We start from the raw sequence: 20,470 nt of genomic DNA, 5'->3' as shown, positions 1-20,470 counted from the left end.
TAAATTTTACAGTATATGAAAGAGTTCGTATTGATCTTCAGGGTCAACGGTAATTCAGATGTGAAGCCGTCGCCGGAGCAGATGCAGGAAAGGATGAACTGGATGGCCGGTATTGCTGCCCAAAACAAACTCGTCGATAAGGGAAATTCCTTATCTCCCGTGAGCGCCAAAACCGTGAAGCCCGGCAACGTGGTCACAGACGGTCCCTACACAGAGATCAAGGAGTTTATCGCCGGTTACATCATCGTAAAAACCGCCACCATCGACGAGGCCGTTGAGCTGGCAAAAGCCAATCCCATCTTCAAAACAGGTGGCAACATAGAGGTAAGAGAAGTGATCAAACGTGACTAACGGCCTGGTGCCATGGCAGCGCAGGGTAATTCATACCGGGAGCTTTTACCGCATCTGTTCAGGCTGGAGTATTCCAAAATGACGGCAGTATTATGTCGTCATTTTGGTCTGCAGCACATTGAAGTGGCCGAAGACATTGCCAGTGAGACATTCTTAAGAGCAACGGAGGTCTGGGGCATCGATGGAATACCTGAAAATCCAACGGCCTGGCTGTATACAGTGGCCAAGAACAAAACCAAAGATTATCTCAAACACGTCACGGTCTTTGAGACACAGGTGAAGGACAAAATCAAACCGGACACGTTAACAACGGAGGAGGATTTCGATTTTACCCAGCAGGCCATTACCGACAGCCAGCTGGCGATGATCTTTGCCGTTTGTAATCCGGCCAACGTTGCTGAAGCGCAGATCTGCCTGGCCCTTCAGATCCTTTGCGGGTTCAGTTTACAAGAAATTGCCGATGCGTTTCTCACAAAAACCGAGACCATTAAAAAACGGCTGCACCGGGCAAGGGTCAATCTTCGCAATGATACTTTTCAGATCCGGCTTCCCGACGAAGAAAGCATACGTTCGAGGCTCGACGCCGTGTTGAGCACACTGTACCTGTTGTTCAACGAAGGGTATTTCTCACGATCCAACAATCATTTGGTCCGGAAGGACCTTTGCTCAGAGGCCATCAGGCTTGCCGTTGTTCTGACCGGGAGCCCCTTGACAAATACAACCCAGGTCAATGCCCTGCTTGCGCTCATGTGCTATCAGAGCTCACGGCTCAATGCACGGGCGAACGACGAAGGTGAAGTGATCCTGTTTGAACAGCAGGATAAAAGTTTGTGGAGTCAACCGCTGATCGACAAAGGCAATTACTACCTGGTGAATGCCTGTTCCGGAAACGAAATTTCGAGATACCACCTGGAAGCCGGTATCGCTTACTGGCATACAACTCCGGCCGACGCAAGTAAGTGGCAGCACATTTTACAGTTGTATAATCAGCTTATTATCATGGCTTACTCTCCCGTCACAGCCCTGAACCGGACCTTTGCTTTTGCCAAAGTTTATGGGAACGAAAAAGGAATAATGGAAGCGGAGAAGCTTGGCCTGAGTGGCATCACCTATTACCATTCTTTGCTCGGTTACCTGTATGCAGACACGAACGCTGAGAAAGCCATCGCCCACTATACACAGGCAATTCATTTGACAAAATCAGCTTCGGAGAAAAGAACGCTGACGAAGGAGATCGAACGCCTCCGCCGCGCCTTTCCCTCACCTGGAAGCGGTTGTGACCAACTCGTTGTTTAAAGCCTATTTGGTCATCGCTTCCGGCGGCGTTTATTCTGATGGTCCCATGAAATCGCGTGACTTTACGGAAAGCTATTTGCGCACAGTGCTCGGGTTTATGGGAATGACCGATATTACCGTGATCCGGGTAGAAGGTGTTGCCATGCCCGAGGTACGGGAGAACGCGTTATCAAAAGCGATTCAAAGCATCGGTGTATAACACGCTCACCCATTACCGTTGAACCCTATGACCAGATGGTCAGGATGGTTGCTACCACCAGCGAACCCAGTGCCCGTTCGGATACATCTATAAAAAACAATTTTCTCTTTCCTGTGAAGAAAAGATGTCCCGAGTGAATGGGCGCGATGAAAAGCACGGTTATGATCATGCCGACGGCTGCGGCTCCGGCTATCCCGCCTGTCCCGGTTATTTTCAAAAGAACAGCAATCCCGAACGTATAAAGCCATGTTGAGATAAACTGCCCAATGAGTGAGCTGGCCTTCGGTTTGGATCCAGGCTCAGCAGGCAACCCGTTTGCTGGCGCCAGACCGTGCCAAAAAGTTTGGTATACCAGAAAAATCCGATCATGTAATAAACCACCGTTGCCACTACGACAGCCAGGTAGTTGATGTTTGTAAAAGAGCTCATAATGATATTTTTCACCTACTACGATCAGCCCTGGTGGTATTGGACAAGGGTTGAATAAAAAAATTGCGCGCTAATCCTGCCTAACTCACTCATTATCAAGTGAGATCTCTGATGTATGCGGATGAGATCTCACCCAATCATGGCTAAAGAACAAGAACGGCCGCTTTTTACTGTAAATGAAGGAAGAAGATTGTATGTAACTTGATACTTTTGATCTCCGATTCATAGCAGGTTAACAAAGGATGGCCGAACTTAAACTTTTGAAAGTAGAGCGATCTCCTTCCGAAGAGATCCTGAACATACTCACCAACAACATCATCGGTACCCCGGGCCACGGAATGCTGTATCAGCACATGGGCGTGCATGATAAGATCCACAAGATACAGGCACCTTATTACATCAACCTGTCGAAAGGAAACAAGGTGATCGGAACCTGTTGTTTTTGCAGCAGGATAATAACCAATGCCGGTGAAGCGATCCGTTCGTTTTACGTGCGTTATTTTTCGTTCAGGAATTCCTATCGGCGAAAGAACATCAATCCCAGGCAATCCGCCGGAAGCAGCGTGGTACGAGAAGAAGTAAAAAGTGTTCTCAATGGCCAATCCCTCGACGTAAAGCCCCAGGAGAAATTCTTCCACTACGCCTATGTCGATCCGCGCAATCTCCGGTCAGTGATGCTGTGTGACCAATTCGGGTTTGAGACCGTGCGGGAATATACCACTGTCATATTCAACAGGATCAAACCCGTTGAAGACGTTGAAAAGAAAGTTGCTGAAGTATCGCCCTCCGAAATAACGGAGATCAAACAATTGCTTTCCGGGTTCTATCATGACTTCAATATGTTCTCCTTCGACAACCTGTTCAACGGAGCCAAATACTACATTATCAGAAGCGCCGAAGGAAAGATCGTGGCGGGAGCCCAGGCCAACCCAGACCGGTGGACAATATCTTCCTTACCGGGATTTTCCGGAAAGATCATCCTGAATACATTTTCACATCTTCCGTTCCTGAACAGGCTGTTCAATAAAGACTACAGGTTTCTGACACTGGAAGGCATTTACTGTGCTGCGGGATATGAACATTACCTCGAATCGCTTTTTGAATCACTGCTGGCGCGTTACAACCTGAATTCGGCCATTACAGTCGTTGATGCCGATACACCCTTGTACAAAACCTTACGATCGCTGAAGCTCGGATGGGTTGACAAGCTCAACAAGGAAGTGAGGGGCAATGTGATCTGTAAATTCATCAATTTTTCGGCCGCGGAAAAAGCGTTGTTCAAAAAACATCCGGCGTATATTTCCGGTATTGACGTAACTTAAGACCCATGTTCTCAAAATCTTCTCTATGAAACAGTTACTGGAACAGTCAAAAAAGCAGCTGTTGACTCCGCTGGGAAATGCACGAAGGAAGCTTCTGATCATCCTCAATATTGTTTATTGCATTTTAGCCCCGTCTTTTCTCATCTCTGAAAAGATAGCGACCGGAAATTTTGTTAACGATTCGATCATGTGGCTGGTCTACGGCACCGCCATACTGTTCAACGCGCTGTCTGCCGTTTATAACATTCTCATTTTTTCAGAAGCCAAAATAGACCTGAAGAATTCCTCCTCCCGGATCATCAGGTTTCTCTATGACCGGCAAAAGAATCTCGACGTCTTCTTCGGTTATGCCAGCATCATACCGGTGTTGTTCATGAGCTTCTGCAACATGATGGGATTGGGAAACCCTTTCAACGATTCCATTATTACAGACTTTGCACTGGCGCAATCGTTAATGATCGTTGTGGTGATCATCACAGGGCGGCTCCCTGTACTGGTCTGGTTCCTGATAGTGGTTGCCGCCTTGTTCTGGAATGTTTCAAAACGTGGGTGGGACTATGAATACCATTACTCCACACCCACCGAAGTAGCGACCTACAAAAAAGCGCTGGATAATAAAGAAGCATGGGCGTTGAAAAGACAGGCAGAGCTTGCGGACAACAATCTCAATCCCCCGAAGGTCACACGGTACTTCAATATCTGGATGGTCTTTATCATCGTATCGTTTCTGGTGGCGTACTTCTATTCCGGCATCACCAACGATATCTTCAAGATCGTGCCCGCGGTAGTGCACAACATAGAGCAGGTTTCAGAAGAGAGCACGCGAATGGAGCTGGCACAAAAAACCAATGAAGAAAAAGCGAACACCTTCATCAACCTGGCGCATGAAACCAAAACGCCGTTGACCCTCATCAATAATTATCTCGATGAGTATATCAAAAAACATGGCAAGACCGAGGAGATAGAGATCATCAAATGGAACGTACAAAGACTCACAACCGATATCATTAACTTTTTTGATCTCGAACGATTCAACCGGGGCATCAACATCTATGATCACAGCCAGGCGTCTGATTTCGGACTGATCGTATCCAGGAAGCTTCCGCTTTTCAAAAGCCTTGCGCACACGAAGGAGGTCGAGATCCGCGAAAAAATTCAGGGCAGCTGTTTTGTTCTCGCGCATCCCTCCGCCATCGAGCGCATCGTCAATAACCTGTTAGAAAACTCTATCAAATACACGGAACGGGGAACGATCAATGTAGCCCTGTTCGCGCAAGCCGATCAGATCTGTTTTTCAGTAACTGATACCGGCATAGGAATTCCCCCCAGCCTGCACTCCAGGGTATTTGAGCCTTATATCCAGTTGGAGAAAAGTTTAAAATTCAACCAGGGCATGGGCATGGGCCTTTCCATCGTGAAGAAGATCGTCAACGATCTGAAGGGAACGATCAAGCTCGAAAGTGAGCCGGGGCATGGCACCACCATCTCCGTCTATCTTCAAAGGCATGTTTTAACAGATGGTGAGCAGCCCGTTCAGCATGATGTTACGATCGATGAGGTGAGTCCTATCATATTGACGGAAACCCTGGATAAGGTCTCAGACTCGTCGCGCCCCGTCATTATGGTGGTTGAAGATAACCAGGAGATGCTGAGTTATCTGGTGAAGAACCTGGAAGAAAAATACAACGTGTATGTAGCGGCAAGCGGCGCGGAAGCGTTGGAGAAACTAAAATTCATCGCGCATATCGATCTGATCGTGTCAGACGTAATGATGAACGGTATGGACGGGATGGAGTTTTGCAGGGTATTGTCGATGAGCGAATTTTACCGACACATTCCTTTCATTTTCTTAACGGCTAAAACCACGGCCACCGACAAGCTCACGGCCCTGAGGCTCGGCGCCATCGATTATATCGAGAAGCCTTTTATCGTCGATCATCTCATGCTGAAGATCGAGTCGTTGTTAAGCAACATCCGGAAACAAAAGGCGGCGGTTATTCAGGCTTACCACCTGTTCCTGCAGGATCCGGCCACACCTGTCTCAGGACCGGGATCGCGCGAGTTCGAAATGAACTGCAAGAAATACGACCTCACGCAACGGGAGATCGAGATCATCAGCCTGTTGATGAAAGGCCAGCCCTACAAGGTTATCGGAAGCAGCCTGGCCATTTCAAGCAAGACAGTTGCCCGCCACGTGGCCACTATTTTTGCCAAGCTGGATGTCAACAACAAAATCGAGCTGATCAACAAACTGATGCCCGGGAAGTCTCCGGCCGTGAGTGATGAAGTTTAGAGTCGTGGCCCTCTACATCGCAGCCTTCAGCTCCCATTTTTTACGCAGATCATATTTTGTCTTTCTGGTACCGACAAAAATGGGTGGGCCGGCAATCCCAAGTAATATTCCTTCGAACTCGGCCCAGTTTTTAACACCCTCCTTTCCGTCATCAATTGCAGCTGCCGGAAGCAGAGCAACACCTACGACAGGCCCTATTAATATCCATCCAAATGGCTGAAGCCACTGCCTGTTTTTGAACCAGTCTTTTTTGATCATTTGGATCTCAGAAAAAGCGATGGCCGTTGTGTCGTCGCGATAGAGTGGCGCCACGGTCTTTAGCGTGATCGTAGTGTCTTTCGCATGGCCTACCGGGAAGAACCTGCTCTTCGGATATACCTTCTGTGTGTAAGTGTAACTGTAAACCGTGTCCTTGCCTGTTTTTATTCTGACCGGGATCATCACTATTGAACCTGTAAATCCAATGATCGTTGTAGAATACGTGGTGTCAATGGTCCGGATCTGATACGCTTTGCTCAGGTCGAGCGCTTCACCCTAGTGGGATTTCCTTTTATGCTGCAAAAGCAATTTAGTTTGTGCCTTGACAGCAACAGCCTGCAAAAGAAAAAGTAGTGTTATTAAAAACAAACGCTTAGTGATCATGGTAACAATGATGATGCTGCAGGGTTAGCGGGCAAGAAATGACATCGAAGAAGCCAGGACATCAAAACAATGATATAAAAAATTCACTGGATCATTTTTAGAAACAACACAATATGGTAGCGCTATTTTTTCTACGGTATGTGCAATAAAAAATCCCGGGCTGGAGACTGGCAACAATCCGGGATTTCATTCCTCATCTTAAATATCAGTGTTCTCGGTTCACCTTAATTTCCTGCTTCTCTTCTCTTTTCGGAAGACGTTTTTTCATCAACAGGATCTGGCCCAGGTGACTGGACTGGTGCTCCATCACATGGAACCAGCAAAAATGATTGTTGATGTCAGAGCCGGGAACTACCTGTGCAAGCCACTCGTCATTTCGTTTTGCCAGTTCCGCGATCGTCTTCTTCCGCACTTCCCTGTAAGCGTTCAGGTAATACTCGATATCGTGTCCCTTGAGCTCCGTGCGTCCCTCTTCCCCAAGGTCGAGCGCAGCGCCCCATTTTTTCTTTTCCTCTTCATTGAACTCCCGGTTCTCAAAAGTAAAAACCTGGTAATACGCTTCGGCGGCGGCCAGGTGCATGACCAGCGCCCCGATGCCGTTAGCTTTATCATCCATCAGGTGATCTGTTTCCTTCTGGTTCAACATGCTCACGGCAGACTCCACCCGGTTGCTCAGATTGTTGAGCATGGTGATCAGCGTTCCGATCTGCGGTGTATAACCTTTTACAGGGCCGATGAGATAACTCGTATCTCTTGCGATGCCCTTGCCCTCCACCATGAGGGAAAGATTGCCGTGTGCTTTGTCGCTGGAAGAAGTGAATGTGAATTCCCTGATCCGTACCGGGTTCAGTGGTTTTGTGCCCTCCGACCATTTGGAAATGGTATTTTTTTCCACGGCCACTTCAAAGCTTGGGTTATCGACATTGGCCTTCTGAAATTTGCCCTTGTCATTTTCAACGTAGAACTCAAAGTTGTCGAAAAAGAACCTGCCATTGTTCATGCACAGCCCGCCGAAATTGATCTTGTCAGCGTTCTCATCCATAACACCTTCTACAGTGTAAGATTTCCATTCATTGCTGCGAATGGGGCGCTGGCCCATATTCTCAAAAAAACCCGTTTCTCCGTTCTTGTTATCTACCCGTACCCAGATGCCGGCCCAGGCTGTTGAGTCAACCAGGTCTGCCTTGGCGAAAGCAGTAACTTTGAACTTTACTTTTTTCTTCAGGAACGAAGCATCGGCCGTTTGAACAAAAGAGGTCCAGTTGCGTGAGATCTCTTTCGTTTGACAGATAGCGTGGAGGTTGATTGCCAGCGCAAAGAGCAGCAGAACATTTTTTTTCATGGTCTTTATCAAATGGTGAGGAAACAAATTTACATCCTGTCTTCAACGAAAAACAATAACCGGTGTTGCTTTTCTTTGTCACCTATTCCGTTGCGTTTTAAATCCCGGTACGCCTGGGCGCAGCATCCGACAAGAATTTACAAGGCCCACAGATTTTCCAAACGCTCAGGAAGCGGGCTGGCATCAATTCCTTACAAGAGATACGCTCCGATAGCTTCTGCAGCAACACACCTGAAATCAGCCGCAGTTGGCCTTGGTTTTTGTCGTAAACACACCCTGCCCATAACAAATTACTATAACACCTTTGTATCAAAACAAACACAAGAAATCATGAGAAAAGTAATCCTTGCTATGCAAATGACCCTGGATGGGTTTGTCTGCGGACCGAACGATGAAATGGATTGGCTCATCGGAAGTGATGAAGAATGGGCGGAGATGTCTAAAGACCTCGAGTCGGTGGATACATGCCTGCTGGGAAGCAAAATGTATCCCGGATATGCTGCCTACTGGCGATCGGTGCTCACCAACCCGAATGCGCACCCAGGGGTTAAAGGTTTCAGGTTTAAAGTTTCAGGTTTCAAGTTCAAAAGTCCAGATCTATGGTTAAGAATTCAAACCGTATGCCTCAACGCTCTCCAACTTTAAACTTTAAACTTCTAACTTTAAACTCACTTGTTGTTCTTGTTCGCAGATTCATTTAGTTTTAGCCATGATCTATCAACAGCGCCAGCCGCCTCCAGCGTTAGCACCGTACATCGATGCTTTTTGGATCTCGGCGGGCGACTCCGGTGAGACAGAACGTGTGAAGATCCTGCCCGATGGCTGCGTTGACATCATCATGAATTTCGGTGAAGACAGTAAAACCGATAACGGAGCCACATCGATCAGGCATGGAAAAACCTACCTCGTTGGCACCATGTCTCAGTACATTGTGGCGGACGTCCATCCCGAAACAAGGCTGTTGGGGATCCGCTTCAAACCAGGTGCGTTCTCTGCTTTTTATCCATCCACATCGCTGCACGAAATTGTCAATCGAACGGTAGAGATCCCGGGAAGTTTTTTGCCTGATCACGGTAAGCTCATCACCGATCCCGTTAGCCATCTTTCAAAGTTCTTTCTTGACAAGCTTGAGCAGCCCAGGCATCGTTTATTACACATCATTGCCGACATCAAACATCACAAAGGCCTGATCAGTGTAACCGAATTGACAAAGCGGCATTGTACCACCGCCCGGCAACTGGAACGGGCCTTCAAGCAGCACGTGGGCATCACACCCAAAGAGTTCACCAATTTCGTACGGTACCAATCCGTGCTTCCGGCCATCAAGCATAAGCCTTCAGAAAAAACGCTGGCCGACATCGCCTTCGACTACGGCTATTACGATCATGCCCACCTGGCCAATGAGATCAAGCGGTATACGGGTACTGTCCCTTCGCAGCTCTGATTTTGTCGTTTTTTTCCAAACACGGAAGCGCGCTGCCTCGTAAGTTTGCAAAAAGTATAAACACATGGCAGATACGCAATCACAAAAAAAATTAAAGCACGAGCAGGTCCAGTATATCGAATTCCTGTCGAAGGATGTTCGCAAAGCCAAAGCGTTCTACACTAAAAGTTTTGGCTGGAAGTTCACCGACTATGGACCGGACTACACGGCCTTTGAAGGCGATTATGTAGACGGTGGATTTACAACGGGGAAACCGGTAAAAGGCACCGCGCTGGTCATTCTTTATTCAGATGATCTTGAAGGCACCCAAAAAAAGATCGTCAAAGCTGGTGGAACCATCGTAAAAGAGATCTTTAGTTTTCCCGGCGGAAGACGTTTCCACTTCACAGATCCTGACGGTTACGAGCTGGCGGTCTGGTCTCTGTAAACATCAGCGCCATGAATCATGCAGTAATACACATAACGTGGATCATGTTGATCCTGGCGGGCTGTGAACACCCATCTGCCGATCAAAAGAAAATAACAACAGGCACCATGACTTACCCCGTAAAGAACATCAGTGTGTCGATCAACAGGCCCGCGGATGAAGTTTATCAGTTCGCTTCCCGGGCTGAAAATTTCCCGAAGTGGGTGGCCTTCGTTCGTTCCATCAGCAAACAGGGAGACCTGTGGATAGGCAAAACCGACCAGGGCGACATCCAGATAAAATGGCCGGCCCCCAATGCGTTCGGCATTCTGGACCATGAAGTAACATTGGCAAACGGGCAAACCGTGAACAACCCCATGCGGGTGATCGCCAACAACAAAGGCTGCGAATTTGTGTTTACTCTCTTCTGGATGCCGGGCAGAACGCAGGCGGAATTTGAGGAGGATGCAAAACTTGTAGCCGCAGACCTGCAAACCTTAAAAGAGACGATGGAAAGATCAGAATAAAAAATAGCAACAAAGAACGGGGCACAACAACGTCTGCCGGGTCACAACGGAATTTGATCAAATTCAATCGATTGAATTTGATTTTTATTTGTACATTCCATTGAATCCGGACGACCAATGAGTAAAGGGCAGATCGACAGCACCATGGTTAAATTTTGCACGCTGTCTGTTTTAAAATACCGCTGTTTATTATCTGTTCTTTTTGTATCCATTACCCTGCACGCCCAGTTTCCGGAGTATTCGTTCAGGCACATCAACAGGCAAGAGGGGCTTTCTCAAAGTAACGTCACCTGCATCGTACAGGATGAAAAAGGGTTCATGTGGTTTGGAACGCGTGACGGCCTCAACAAATACGATGGTTACGAGATCACGGTGTATAAAAATGATGCAGCGAACGAGCGCAGCTTATGCCACAATTACATCCGATCTGTTTTTGAGGATAGCAAGGCAAGACTGTGGGTAGGCACAGAAGACGGTGTGAACCTGTACAACCGTGATACGGATTCCTTTTCCAGGTTCAGGCAGGATCCGAAGTCCGGCGTGAGTGCCAATAAAATAAAAGTGATCCGCGAAGATAGCCGGGGACGGATCTGGATCGGGACAGGAAGCGGACTGAATGTACTACACCCGGAAACAAAAACTTTTTTGAGATATGACTTTCCCGGTGTCGCGGACGATGAGCGTGATATAGAAGACATTCTCGAAGATCAGGAAGGAAATATCTGGGTGGCTACCTGGAATGCGGGCCTGATCTCATTTCATCCGGAAAAAAATAAATTCGAACGGTACCGGTACAACAAAAATGACCCGCATTCTTTAGGATCTGATTTTTTAAAGAAACTTTTTATCGATCGCGATCATACGCTGTGGATCGGCACCACGGAAGGTGGACTGAACCGCTATGACAGAAGTTCCGGCACGTTTACGCGATATCAGTACACTCACGGCAAAGAGGACGGGATCAACAACAACGATGTTTTGTCCATAGCGGAAGATGGTAAGGGATATCTGTGGGTGGGAACACAGAACGGCGGCATCAATATTTTAAACCGGCACGCCAACAAATTTTCTCACATCGTTCATGAAGAAGCCAACCCTGACGGCCTGAACAGTGGATCGATCTACACCATTTACAAAGACCGGCAGGCCAATATGTGGGTGGGAACCTTTAGTGGCGGCGTAAATTTCTGGAGCAGTGTGACCACTAAATTCCATGTATTAAAAAAGGAGGCGAACCATCCATCGCTTAACAACAACAATGTGCTGTCGGTTTATGAAGACGAAGAAGGCGATCTGTTCATAGGTACTGATGGAGGCGGACTGAATCTTTACAATAAGAATAGCCAGACTATAAAATATTTGCTCCCGGATGCCACCGACAAAACCAGCGCCCGCGGCAGTTATCCGCTCTGCATTTATCATGACAGGAGAGGCAACCTTTGGGTGGGTGGTTTCTACGGAGGTGCTTCTGTTTATGACAAGCAAAAAAACAAATTCTATCCGCTTCAATTTGATACCGACATCAATCACGTGGCGGCTATCCGTGAAGATTCTCAGGGTCTGCTCTGGATGGGCACGTGGGGCCAGGGTCTTGTTGCTTACAATCCCACTAACAAATCGTTCAAACATTATCTGCCCTCGACAAATGATGGCAGCATCAGCCACACGATCATTTTTGCGATCTATGAAGACCGCAGCGGCAATCTCTGGGTAGGCACAGAAGGAAGTGGATTGAATTTGTACGATCGCGCAAAAGACAATTTTTCGCGGTTCACCTCCGATCAGACACCCGGCTGCATCAGCAACAATATTGTCAACTGTATTTTTGAAGACTCAAATGGAGATCTATGGATCGGCACGAGTGGAGGATTGAACCAATTTCACCGGAAGGAAAAAAAGTTTACGGTCTACTCCCTGAAAGATGGAATGCCTAGCGATGTTGTGCAGGCCATTGCCGAAGACAAAGCAGGCAACCTTTGGATCAGCACCAACAATGGTGTTGCGAAGTTTGACGTGCGTAAAAAAACTTTCCGGAATTACGGGGTGTCTGATGGTCTTCAAAGCAACTCCTTTAACCGTTTGTCATGTTACACCAACAACAAAGGCGAGATCTATTTTGGCGGGGTAGACGGATTGAATTTTTTTCATCCCGATAGCATGAAAGATAACGCGGTGGTGCCTCCGGTTTACTTTACGGAACTGCAGATCTTCAACAAACCGGTGCATGCAGCACAGGAGAATTCCCCGCTCAATAAAAACATCACCGAGGTTCGTGAGCTCACCTTGTCTCACCGTCAATCGGTTTTCTCTTTTGAGTTTGTGGCGTTGAACTACACTTTCCCTGAGAAGAATCAGTATGCCTACAAATTGGAAGGCTTCGATCAAGACTGGAATTATATCGGATCACAGCGGAGGGCAACGTATACCAACCTCGATGCCGGCACCTATGTGCTGAAGGTGAAAGCGGCCAACAATGATGGCGTGTGGAACGAAGAAGGTGCTTCCATGACATTGATCATCACGCCGCCGTTCTGGAAAACCTGGTGGGCCAAAACGTGTTATGCGCTTGTCGCGATAGCCCTGCTTTTTATACTTCGGAGAGTATTGGTGCAGCGTATGAAGATCCGGAACCGCCTGGAGATGGATGAGATGAAGCTTCGGTTTTATGCCAATATCTCCCATGAATTCAGGACACCGCTGACGCTTATACTGGGTCCGCTGAACCAGCTCAACACCGCTTCAGAAACATGGCAGGGTGAGAACAGAAACCTGCTGGGGCTGATGTATAAAAATGGCCAACGCCTGCTGAAGCTCATTGACCAGCTCATGCACATTTACGAGCTGGATGCCGGTTTCACAAAACTGAAAGTGGCCGAAGGAGACCTCGTGGCATTTTGTAAAGTGCTGAAAGATGCGTTTCAATATCACGCCGAAAGGAAAGCGATCCGGTATTCTCTCGATGCCGCGGAGCCAGAGACAAAAGTTTTTTTTGATCATGACAAGCTGGAGAAAATACTGCTCAACCTGCTTTCCAACGCATTTAAATATACCGGCGAGCGCGGAGTCATCCATGTGAAGATCGAGTGGCATGCTGGTGATCTCTCGCGGGTGCCGCGTCACCTCCAAAAAAAGAAAAAAGGCAACATTGTTTTTGCCGCCATCAGTGTTCAGGATAGCGGCCTCGGCATCCCTAAAGAGCTGCAGGCAAAAATATTCGACAGGTTTTACCGCATCGAAAGTAAACAATGGCCGAAAGATGGCTCAGGCATAGGTTTGTCTCTTGCCCGGCAACTTGCACTATCGCATTATGGTGACATTGTTCTGGAAAGCGAAGCCGGCAGAGGCAGTACGTTTACAGTCTGGTTGCCCGTGAACAATGACTTTTTTCAGGCGCATGAGATCCAGCGCGGTGAGTACGACCTCCCGGTTAAATTTTCCGGATTGCACGTCCCGCACGACATCGATGCTGAAAACCATATACCACAAGCTTCGGAACAGAGAGCAGAAAAATTGCCCGTGTTATTGATCGTGGAGGATAACGCAGACATACGCGGTTATCTGCGGCAAAACCTGGAGCCATTTTTTCAGATAGCGGAAGCAGAGAACGGAAGAAGAGGATTGGAACAAGCGCTTGATCTTTTCCCCGATATCGTGATCAGCGACGTGATGATGCCAGACATGGACGGCGTGGAAATGACACGGGCATTGAAGAATGATATCCGCACCAGCCATATCGCCGTGATCCTGTTAACCGCACGGGCCGATGAGCATTTTCAGCTGAATGCGTTTGAACATTCGCTGGCCGATGATTACATCACCAAACCTTTCAGTGTTGCCATTCTGCTCGCCAAGCTCAGGAACATGGTGGTGTTGCGGGAGAATCTCAAACGCAAGCTGTATAACAACTTCATCACCAGTCCGGCGGCTCCTGCCGTGCCTTCCATGGATGAGATCTTTCTGAAAAAGGCGGTGGAGGTTGTTGAAGACAATATGGATAACTGCCAGTTTAACATAGAACGGTTTTGCCGGGAGATGGGTATGAGTCAAACCAATCTTTACCGGAAGCTGCAGGGTTTGCTCGGGATCTCCGGCAATCAGTTCATCCGCGACATTCGTATGAAACGGGCCGCGCAGCTTTTATCCGCCAGGCAATACCCGGTAAGCGAAGTGGCCATGATGGTAGGTTTTGCGGACCCCAAATATTTCAGCCAGGCTTTTAAGAAGCAGTTCGGTGTTTTACCAACCGAGTTTACCGGAACACCGGCGGATCCACAAAAATTTGAAACCAAAGCCGTACGCTGAAAAACGCAGGTTTTGGATGATATTTCATCCCCTTTGGAAGATATTTCACCCCCCTATTCTACTCCCTACGCGAGATTTGATTTAATAAAACACGGTCTGTGATTCCAACAAGCAGATCGCTTTCATCTACCTAATGTTAAGCCCAATGAAAAATTTTACCAGGGAATGTGTCACCCGGGCGGTTTTAAAACGATCGCCCAAACTATGCCTTATTGGCATCGTGCTTTTGTTCATGAGCACTTTCGCCGTTGCCCAGAAGCCATGGCTTCATGTGGACGGTAATCAGATCAGGGATCCGGAGGGAAATCCGGTAACCTTGCGCGGCGTTTCTGTGCTTCCCAACGAGCACAACAACGAATGTAATTATTGCAACCGGAAGCCCCTCAGCGAGATCATCGCCTGGCAGGCCGATTCAACCCGGGGCTGGTACTCACGCATTGTGCGGTTGCCCATTACCACAGCCAAGGTGCAGGACCCGGCCACCAGTTTTGCTACACACATCGATCCGTTCGTGCAGCAGGCCGTTGCCCTGGGGCAATACGTGATCGTTGACCTTCAGCTCGTAGCCAATTTCAGCTATAACGGCAGCAGCGGCATCCCGCAGTCGAGGGTTATGGATTTTTGGAAATACGTGGCACCCCGTTATGCCAATAATCCCAACGTGATCTTTGAGGTCTTTAACGAGCCCATCAGTCCGGATTGCTGGACCTGCTGGAAGGAATACATTCAGCCCGTGGTGGATTCCATCCGTGCCGTTGCACCCAACAACCTCATCTTCATGGGCAACCCCCAATGGAGCACACGGGTAAACGAAGCCGTAACCAATCCCATTGCCGGCAACAACATCGTTTATGTTTATCACCTGTACCCCAACCAGGGCGCAGCCAGCGCAACCAACCTCGATGCGAAGTTTGGCAATGCGTCACAAACCATACCCATTACGCTCACCGAGTTCGGCTGGAATTCAAGCGCGGAATTCTCCAACAGCGTCACCTATGGAACAACTTCAGGATGGGGCCAACCCTTCAGGGAGTACATGGACGCCAATCCGCAGATCAGCTGGCAGGGTTTTATTTTTGATAATTTCTGGAAGCCACAGGTTTTTGATTACGGCTGGAACCTGATGAGTGGCGAGAACCAGGGACAGTTCCTCAAGGACTGGCTGTATGAAAAGCGGTATCATCAACAGCCGGGTGGCGCTTTTGCCTATCCGCCCACAGCAGCCTTCACCCACAAGACCACAGGGCTCACTACAAATTTTGATGCCACAAGAAGCTCGGACGGCAATAATCCTATTGCGACCTATACATGGGATTTTGGCGACGGCACTCAGGGCACTGGTATTACCGTGAATCATACATATGCAGCGAACGGCACCTATACTGTGACGTTAACGGTGGCAGACAGTGTAAACACGGCTGATGATCAGCAGCAAATTGTTTCTGTGGATGGTCAGGGAAGGTCGCCCTTCACAACACATGTTATCCCCGGGGTGATCCAGGCAGAAAATTATGACTATGGTGGCGAAGGTATTGCCTACCATGATACCGACTCTGTCAACAATGGAAGCGTCTATCGATCTAACGGTGTGGATATCAGTGCTCCCACAGATTCGGTGGGTGGGCATCATGTGAATGCGATTGCCGCCGGTGAATGGCTGGAGTATTCCGTTGCCACAATCACAGCCGGCACGTACGACATCAAGTTCAGGATCTCCAGCAGCAATTCTTCTATTCAAACTAAAAGTATCACCGTTATACTGGGCGGTACGATTTTAGGAACGGTGGTTCCCGGTTATACCGGCGACGCCTATGACTGGGGAACGATCACATTGCGGAATGTGAGTCTCGCAGCAGCAAGCAACCAGATACTGCGTCTCGAGTTTGGCGGCGGATCTTTCAGCCTGAACTATCTTTCATTCACCCCTTCCACACCTCCCGTTGTTCCTTCCAGGCTGAAACCCTGGCTGCACGTGGATGGCAACAAGATCAAAGATCCGCAAGGAAACCTGGTGACCCTCCGCGGTGTCTCTGTACTTCCTAACGAACACAACAACGAGTGTGAGTATTGCAACCGGAAGCCACTGGACGAGATCATTGCATGGCAAGGTGATACAACCCGTGGCTGGTACTCACGTGTGCTGAGACTACCCGTTACTACCGCGAAAGTGCGCAACCCTGCCACCAGCTTCGAGCTGCACATCGATCCCTACGTTCAGCAGGCCATTGCCCAGAACCAGTATGTGATCGTGGACCTTCATTACGTTTCTAACTTCGATTACAACGGAAGCGGCGGAATTACACAGGCCAGGGTAATGGAGTTTTGGAAATACGTGGCACCGCGTTACGCCAATATCCCCAACGTGATCTTTGAAGTGTTTAACGAGCCTGTGAGTCCGGATTGCTGGAGCTGCTGGAAAGAATACATCCAGCCTGTGGTAGACACCATCCGTGCCTACGCTCCCAACAACCTCATTTTTATGGGCAGTCCGCAGTGGAGCACACGCGTGAATGAAGCCGCAGCCGACCCGATAGCTGGTGGTAATATCGTTTATGTGTATCACGTTTACCCGAACCAGGGAGCGGCAAGCACCGCCGGCCTCGATGCAAAATTCGGAACTGCCGCCAATACCGTACCCGTTACACTGACGGAGTTCGGTTGGAATTCAAGCGCAGAGTACTCCAACAACGTCACCAACGGAACAACCTCCGGGTGGGGACAACCTTTCAGAACTTACATGGATGGTCACCCGCACATCAGCTGGCAGGGATTCATCTTTGACAACTTCTGGAAGCCGCAGATCTTCGACTATAACTGGAATATTATGAGTGGCGAGAACCAGGGACAGTTCATGAAAGACTGGTTGTATCAGATGCGGAATTATCAGCAGCCTGGTGGTGGAGAGAATTATCCGCCAACGGCATCATTCACCCAGACAGCATCGAATCTGACGCTGACCTTGAATGGTTCAGCAAGCGCAGATGTGGATGGCACGATCACAAGTTATAGCTGGGACTTTGGTGATGGCTCCGCTGGCAGTGGTGTAACGGTGAGCCACACATACAGTGGTTGCGGCACTTATCCTGTTACGCTCACCGTTGTGGATGACGACAATGCCACGCACACCTTGAAACGTATCGTTACAGTTTCTGCGGGCGGCAGCTTACGCGAAGCAGAGGTGCAGAGCCGGTGGCAAAGCGGGGCAACTGCTACGGTTGTCAACGACATAGCAGCGGCCAGTGGCGGAAGCTGGGTCAGGATCAACAGCGATGGCGTGGGAGATTTTGTAGAATATTCATTTACACATTCGGGTACCGTTGTCTATGATGTTTACCTGCGTTATAAAGCAGGACCGGACCGGGGAAATTTTCAGATGTACGTCAATGGCTTCGCAAAAGGATCGGTGGTTGACCAGTACAGCGCCACCGAGCACTATAAAGAAGTATTGCTGGCCAGCAACGTCACCTTATATACAGGTCAGCAGAAGCTCCGCTTTACCGTTGCCGGAAAGAATGCCAGCAGCGCGGGCTATCTCCTCACACAGGATCTTATCCACCTGAAAGTGCCTGGCTCCGGCAGTTGCCATACGCCTCCGATCGCATCATTTACCGCTTCATTGACCGGGCTGAACGCAACGTTTGACGCATCGGCCAGTGCAGATTACGATGGCACCATCACGGGTTACAGCTGGGACTTTGGTGATGGCACTACTGGCAGTGGTGTATCCGCCAGTCATACCTACAGCAATTGCGGTACCTATACCGTTGCGCTCACGGTGACAGATAACGATAACGCCACGCACACTGTTCAACGCACTATTTCAATCTCGGCAGGCAACACCATCCGCGAAGCAGAGGTTCTGAGCCGGTGGCAAAACGGAGCAACTGCCTCCATTATCAACGATGCCGCAGCCAGTGGCGGGCGCTGGACCAGACTCAATAGCGATGGCGCCGGAGATTTTGTGGAGTATACCATAGCACATTCGGGCGTTGTTACCTATGATGTTTACCTGCGTTACAAAGCGGGGCCGGACCGCGGAAATTTTCAGCTCTATGCCAATGGCTATGCAAAAGGACCGGTGGTTGACCAATACAGCGCTACCGAACAGTATAAAGAAGTATTCCTGGCCGGCAATGTCACGTTGTACACGGGTCAGCAAAAGCTCCGCTTAACCGTTGCCGGTAAGAATGCCAGCAGCTCGGGCTACATGCTCACCCAGGATTTTATCAACCTGAGAGCAACGAGCTCCGGCTTTTGCCAGGCATCTTCAAGCGCACTGGCACCAACGGCGAAGTTAGCTTCAGAGCAGTCAGACGAAACCGGGGTTGCATTGTATCCCAATCCTGCCAGCCAAACTGTTTCCATAGACCTGTCTTACTTCCGTGATGCAGAGGTTGAGCTGAGGATCCTCGACCTCGTTGGCAACCCTGTAAAAGCACAGGGTATAAAGGGAGGCAGCAAATATGAGATCAATATTTCATCGCTGCGAAGCGGTTCTTATACAGTGATTGTAAAAGGAAAAGGTAAAACAGTATCGAGGAAGCTTCTGATTAAATAGAGTTTCGCCAGTGTGCTTATTAAACAGGCAGTCTCTGAATTTGAGGCTGCCTGTTTTTTTTGCCCGTTGTTGATTGGGTGTGTTGTTGGCGAGGAACAACAGCACCGGGGTTGTTGGTGTGCCGTTGTTGGTGTTCTTCTGCGCCGTTGTTGGTGTTCTTCACCAACAACTCTTTTCTTGTCTTGATGTAAATGATATAAATCCTTCCCGTTTATGTGTAACGTTGGGCCTAAGCGATCATGGTATCTTTCATACATTAAATCAAAGGCCATGAAAAACATCAAAACGACACTCAAACCGATCCTTCAGCGATCATCTCAAGCCACCTTTAGGCAAAAACACCTTAAAAAGTCGATCATCTGACCGGGCAACAAAAGGCCGGTTCAGCCATAAAAACCCCTAAATTCTTGTGTTTAAGGCCTTTTTAAAGATTTGTAAAATATTTTTGATCAGATATGTAGCCAAATAGCTTCATGTTATTATATTTGTAGCCAGATAGCTACACGTTTTGACAAAACATTTGAAACTATGAAGCTGAGAAGAGATCCATTTCAGGCAATCGCTGACCCTACCAGGAGGGCGATACTAATGTTGCTGGCGGCGCAGACATTGTCAGCCGGCGCTATTGCAGACAACTTCGATGTGGCCCGGCCCACCATCTCGAAGCACATGCAGGTTTTAAGTGAGTGTGAGCTCGTCACGGCAACGCAGAAGGGCCGTGAGATCTTCTACGAAATTAAAGTCGACAAGATGAAAGAAATAGATCATTGGCTGGCCCAATTCAAAAAAATTTGGGAAGACCGCTATAACCAGTTAGACAACTTATTATCCATCCTAAAAAAGAACGAAAAATGAAAAACACCATGCAATTCGACTTCATCGTCGACAAAGAAAAGAACACGATCACTGTTAACAGAGAGTTTGCTGCCGGTCGCCAACTGGTTTGGGATTGCCACACCAAAAGTGAGCTGCTGGACAAATGGTTCGCACCGAAACCTTTCACGGCCAGAACCAAATCCATGAGCTTCAAAGAAGGCGGCAGCTGGATCTATGCCATGGTTGATCCTGAAGGACAGGAATTCTGGGCACGTATGGATTACACGAAGATCAATCCCATCGATGGCTACTCATTGCTAGACGGTTTTTGTAACAAGGATGGCGAGCTGAACCCTGAGCTTCCACGCGCCCGCTGGGTTGCTACTTTCAAAGACCTGAACCAGAATACGCTTGTGCAGACTGTTGTTACTTACAACTCACTGGCAGACCTTGAAACCGTGATCAACATGGGTATGAAAGAAGGACTGACCATGACCCTGGAAAATCTCGATGACTTATTGCTCACGCTAAAAAAATAATGAC

Annotated in this window: 15 protein-coding genes and 1 pseudogene; 13 read left to right on the top strand and 3 right to left on the bottom strand. The window is 48.5% G+C overall.

Annotated elements, in window-relative coordinates; translation table 11 throughout:
* Positions 1 to 15: 15 nt before the first annotated feature.
* Genes KK083_RS05920 through KK083_RS05910 form a run of 3 tightly spaced genes read left to right on the top strand, consistent with a single transcriptional unit; the run spans position 16 to position 1,846 of the window.
* Positions 16 to 351 carry a YciI family protein gene (locus KK083_RS05920; protein WP_254161685.1) on the top strand — a complete coding sequence of 112 codons (336 nt, stop codon included), beginning with the start codon at positions 16 to 18 and terminating at the stop codon, positions 349 to 351.
* A gap of 12 nt (positions 352 to 363) precedes the next feature.
* Complete coding sequence (locus tag KK083_RS05915; protein ID WP_254161684.1) at positions 364 to 1,647, top strand: RNA polymerase sigma factor; 1,284 nt, start codon at positions 364 to 366, stop codon at positions 1,645 to 1,647.
* Positions 1,628 to 1,846 carry an NAD(P)H-dependent oxidoreductase gene (locus KK083_RS05910; RefSeq protein ID WP_317195212.1) on the top strand — a complete coding sequence of 73 codons (219 nt, stop codon included), beginning with the start codon at positions 1,628 to 1,630 and terminating at the stop codon, positions 1,844 to 1,846. The genes KK083_RS05915 and KK083_RS05910 overlap by 20 nt, the downstream gene beginning before the upstream one ends.
* Before the next feature lie 25 nt (positions 1,847 to 1,871).
* Here the strand turns inward: KK083_RS05910 and KK083_RS32735 are convergent.
* Positions 1,872 to 2,215: pseudogene (locus KK083_RS32735) on the bottom strand (DUF1761 domain-containing protein).
* Between the two features lie 302 nt (positions 2,216 to 2,517).
* Here KK083_RS32735 and KK083_RS05900 point away from each other — a divergent pair.
* Together KK083_RS05900 and KK083_RS05895 are read left to right on the top strand one after the other, a co-directional pair.
* The gene (locus tag KK083_RS05900) at positions 2,518 to 3,597 is read left to right on the top strand and encodes a hypothetical protein (RefSeq protein ID WP_254161681.1); all 1,080 of its coding nucleotides are present in this window, start codon (positions 2,518 to 2,520) and stop codon (positions 3,595 to 3,597) included.
* Between the two features lie 25 nt (positions 3,598 to 3,622).
* On the top strand, positions 3,623 to 5,890 hold the full coding sequence (locus KK083_RS05895) for an ATP-binding response regulator (RefSeq protein ID WP_254161680.1): 2,268 nt from the start codon (positions 3,623 to 3,625) through the stop codon (positions 5,888 to 5,890).
* Positions 5,891 to 5,902: 12 nt separating this feature from the next.
* Here KK083_RS05895 and KK083_RS05890 read toward each other — a convergent pair whose 3' ends face one another.
* Together KK083_RS05890 and KK083_RS05885 are read right to left on the bottom strand one after the other, a co-directional pair.
* A complete protein-coding gene (locus KK083_RS05890; protein WP_254161679.1) occupies positions 5,903 to 6,331 on the bottom strand; it encodes a hypothetical protein in 429 nt (142 codons plus the stop codon).
* A gap of 406 nt (positions 6,332 to 6,737) precedes the next feature.
* Complete coding sequence (locus tag KK083_RS05885) at positions 6,738 to 7,874, bottom strand: mycothiol transferase (RefSeq protein ID WP_254161678.1); 1,137 nt, start codon at positions 7,872 to 7,874, stop codon at positions 6,738 to 6,740.
* A gap of 330 nt (positions 7,875 to 8,204) precedes the next feature.
* On the opposite strand from KK083_RS05885, the gene KK083_RS05880 reads away from it, so the two are divergent.
* The 8 genes from KK083_RS05880 (at position 8,205) to KK083_RS05845 (ending at position 20,466) form a co-directional block, all read left to right on the top strand.
* Positions 8,205 to 8,519 (top strand): dihydrofolate reductase family protein, encoded by a 315-nt coding sequence (locus tag KK083_RS05880; RefSeq protein ID WP_254161677.1) that lies wholly within the window; start codon positions 8,205 to 8,207, stop codon positions 8,517 to 8,519.
* 64 nt (positions 8,520 to 8,583) lie between these two features.
* Positions 8,584 to 9,318, top strand: a complete 735-nt coding sequence (locus KK083_RS05875) for a helix-turn-helix transcriptional regulator (protein WP_254161676.1) — start codon at positions 8,584 to 8,586, stop codon at positions 9,316 to 9,318.
* 64 nt (positions 9,319 to 9,382) lie between these two features.
* Complete coding sequence (locus KK083_RS05870) at positions 9,383 to 9,745, top strand: VOC family protein (protein WP_254161675.1); 363 nt, start codon at positions 9,383 to 9,385, stop codon at positions 9,743 to 9,745.
* Between the two features lie 11 nt (positions 9,746 to 9,756).
* Positions 9,757 to 10,251 carry a hypothetical protein gene (locus KK083_RS05865; protein ID WP_254161674.1) on the top strand — a complete coding sequence of 165 codons (495 nt, stop codon included), beginning with the start codon at positions 9,757 to 9,759 and terminating at the stop codon, positions 10,249 to 10,251.
* Between the two features lie 117 nt (positions 10,252 to 10,368).
* On the top strand, positions 10,369 to 14,553 hold the full coding sequence (locus tag KK083_RS05860) for a hybrid sensor histidine kinase/response regulator transcription factor (protein WP_254161673.1): 4,185 nt from the start codon (positions 10,369 to 10,371) through the stop codon (positions 14,551 to 14,553).
* Between the two features lie 145 nt (positions 14,554 to 14,698).
* Entirely contained in the window at positions 14,699 to 19,111 is a 4,413-nt protein-coding gene (locus KK083_RS05855; protein ID WP_254161672.1) for a cellulase family glycosylhydrolase, read from the top strand.
* A 528-nt stretch (positions 19,112 to 19,639) separates the two neighbouring features.
* Entirely contained in the window at positions 19,640 to 19,966 is a 327-nt protein-coding gene (locus KK083_RS05850; protein WP_254161671.1) for a metalloregulator ArsR/SmtB family transcription factor, read from the top strand.
* Positions 19,963 to 20,466, top strand: a complete 504-nt coding sequence (locus KK083_RS05845; protein ID WP_254161669.1) for an SRPBCC family protein — start codon at positions 19,963 to 19,965, stop codon at positions 20,464 to 20,466. Before KK083_RS05850 ends, KK083_RS05845 begins: the two co-directional genes overlap by 4 nt.
* The last annotated feature ends 4 nt before the right edge of the window (positions 20,467 to 20,470 follow it).

This window comes from Chryseosolibacter histidinae, assembly GCF_018598225.1.
In the GTDB taxonomy this organism is placed as follows: Bacteria; Bacteroidota; Bacteroidia; order Cytophagales; family Cyclobacteriaceae; genus Chryseosolibacter; species Chryseosolibacter histidini.
The sequence above is the reverse complement of the archived record's forward strand: the minus strand, read 5'-3'. Positions and strand labels throughout refer to the sequence as shown.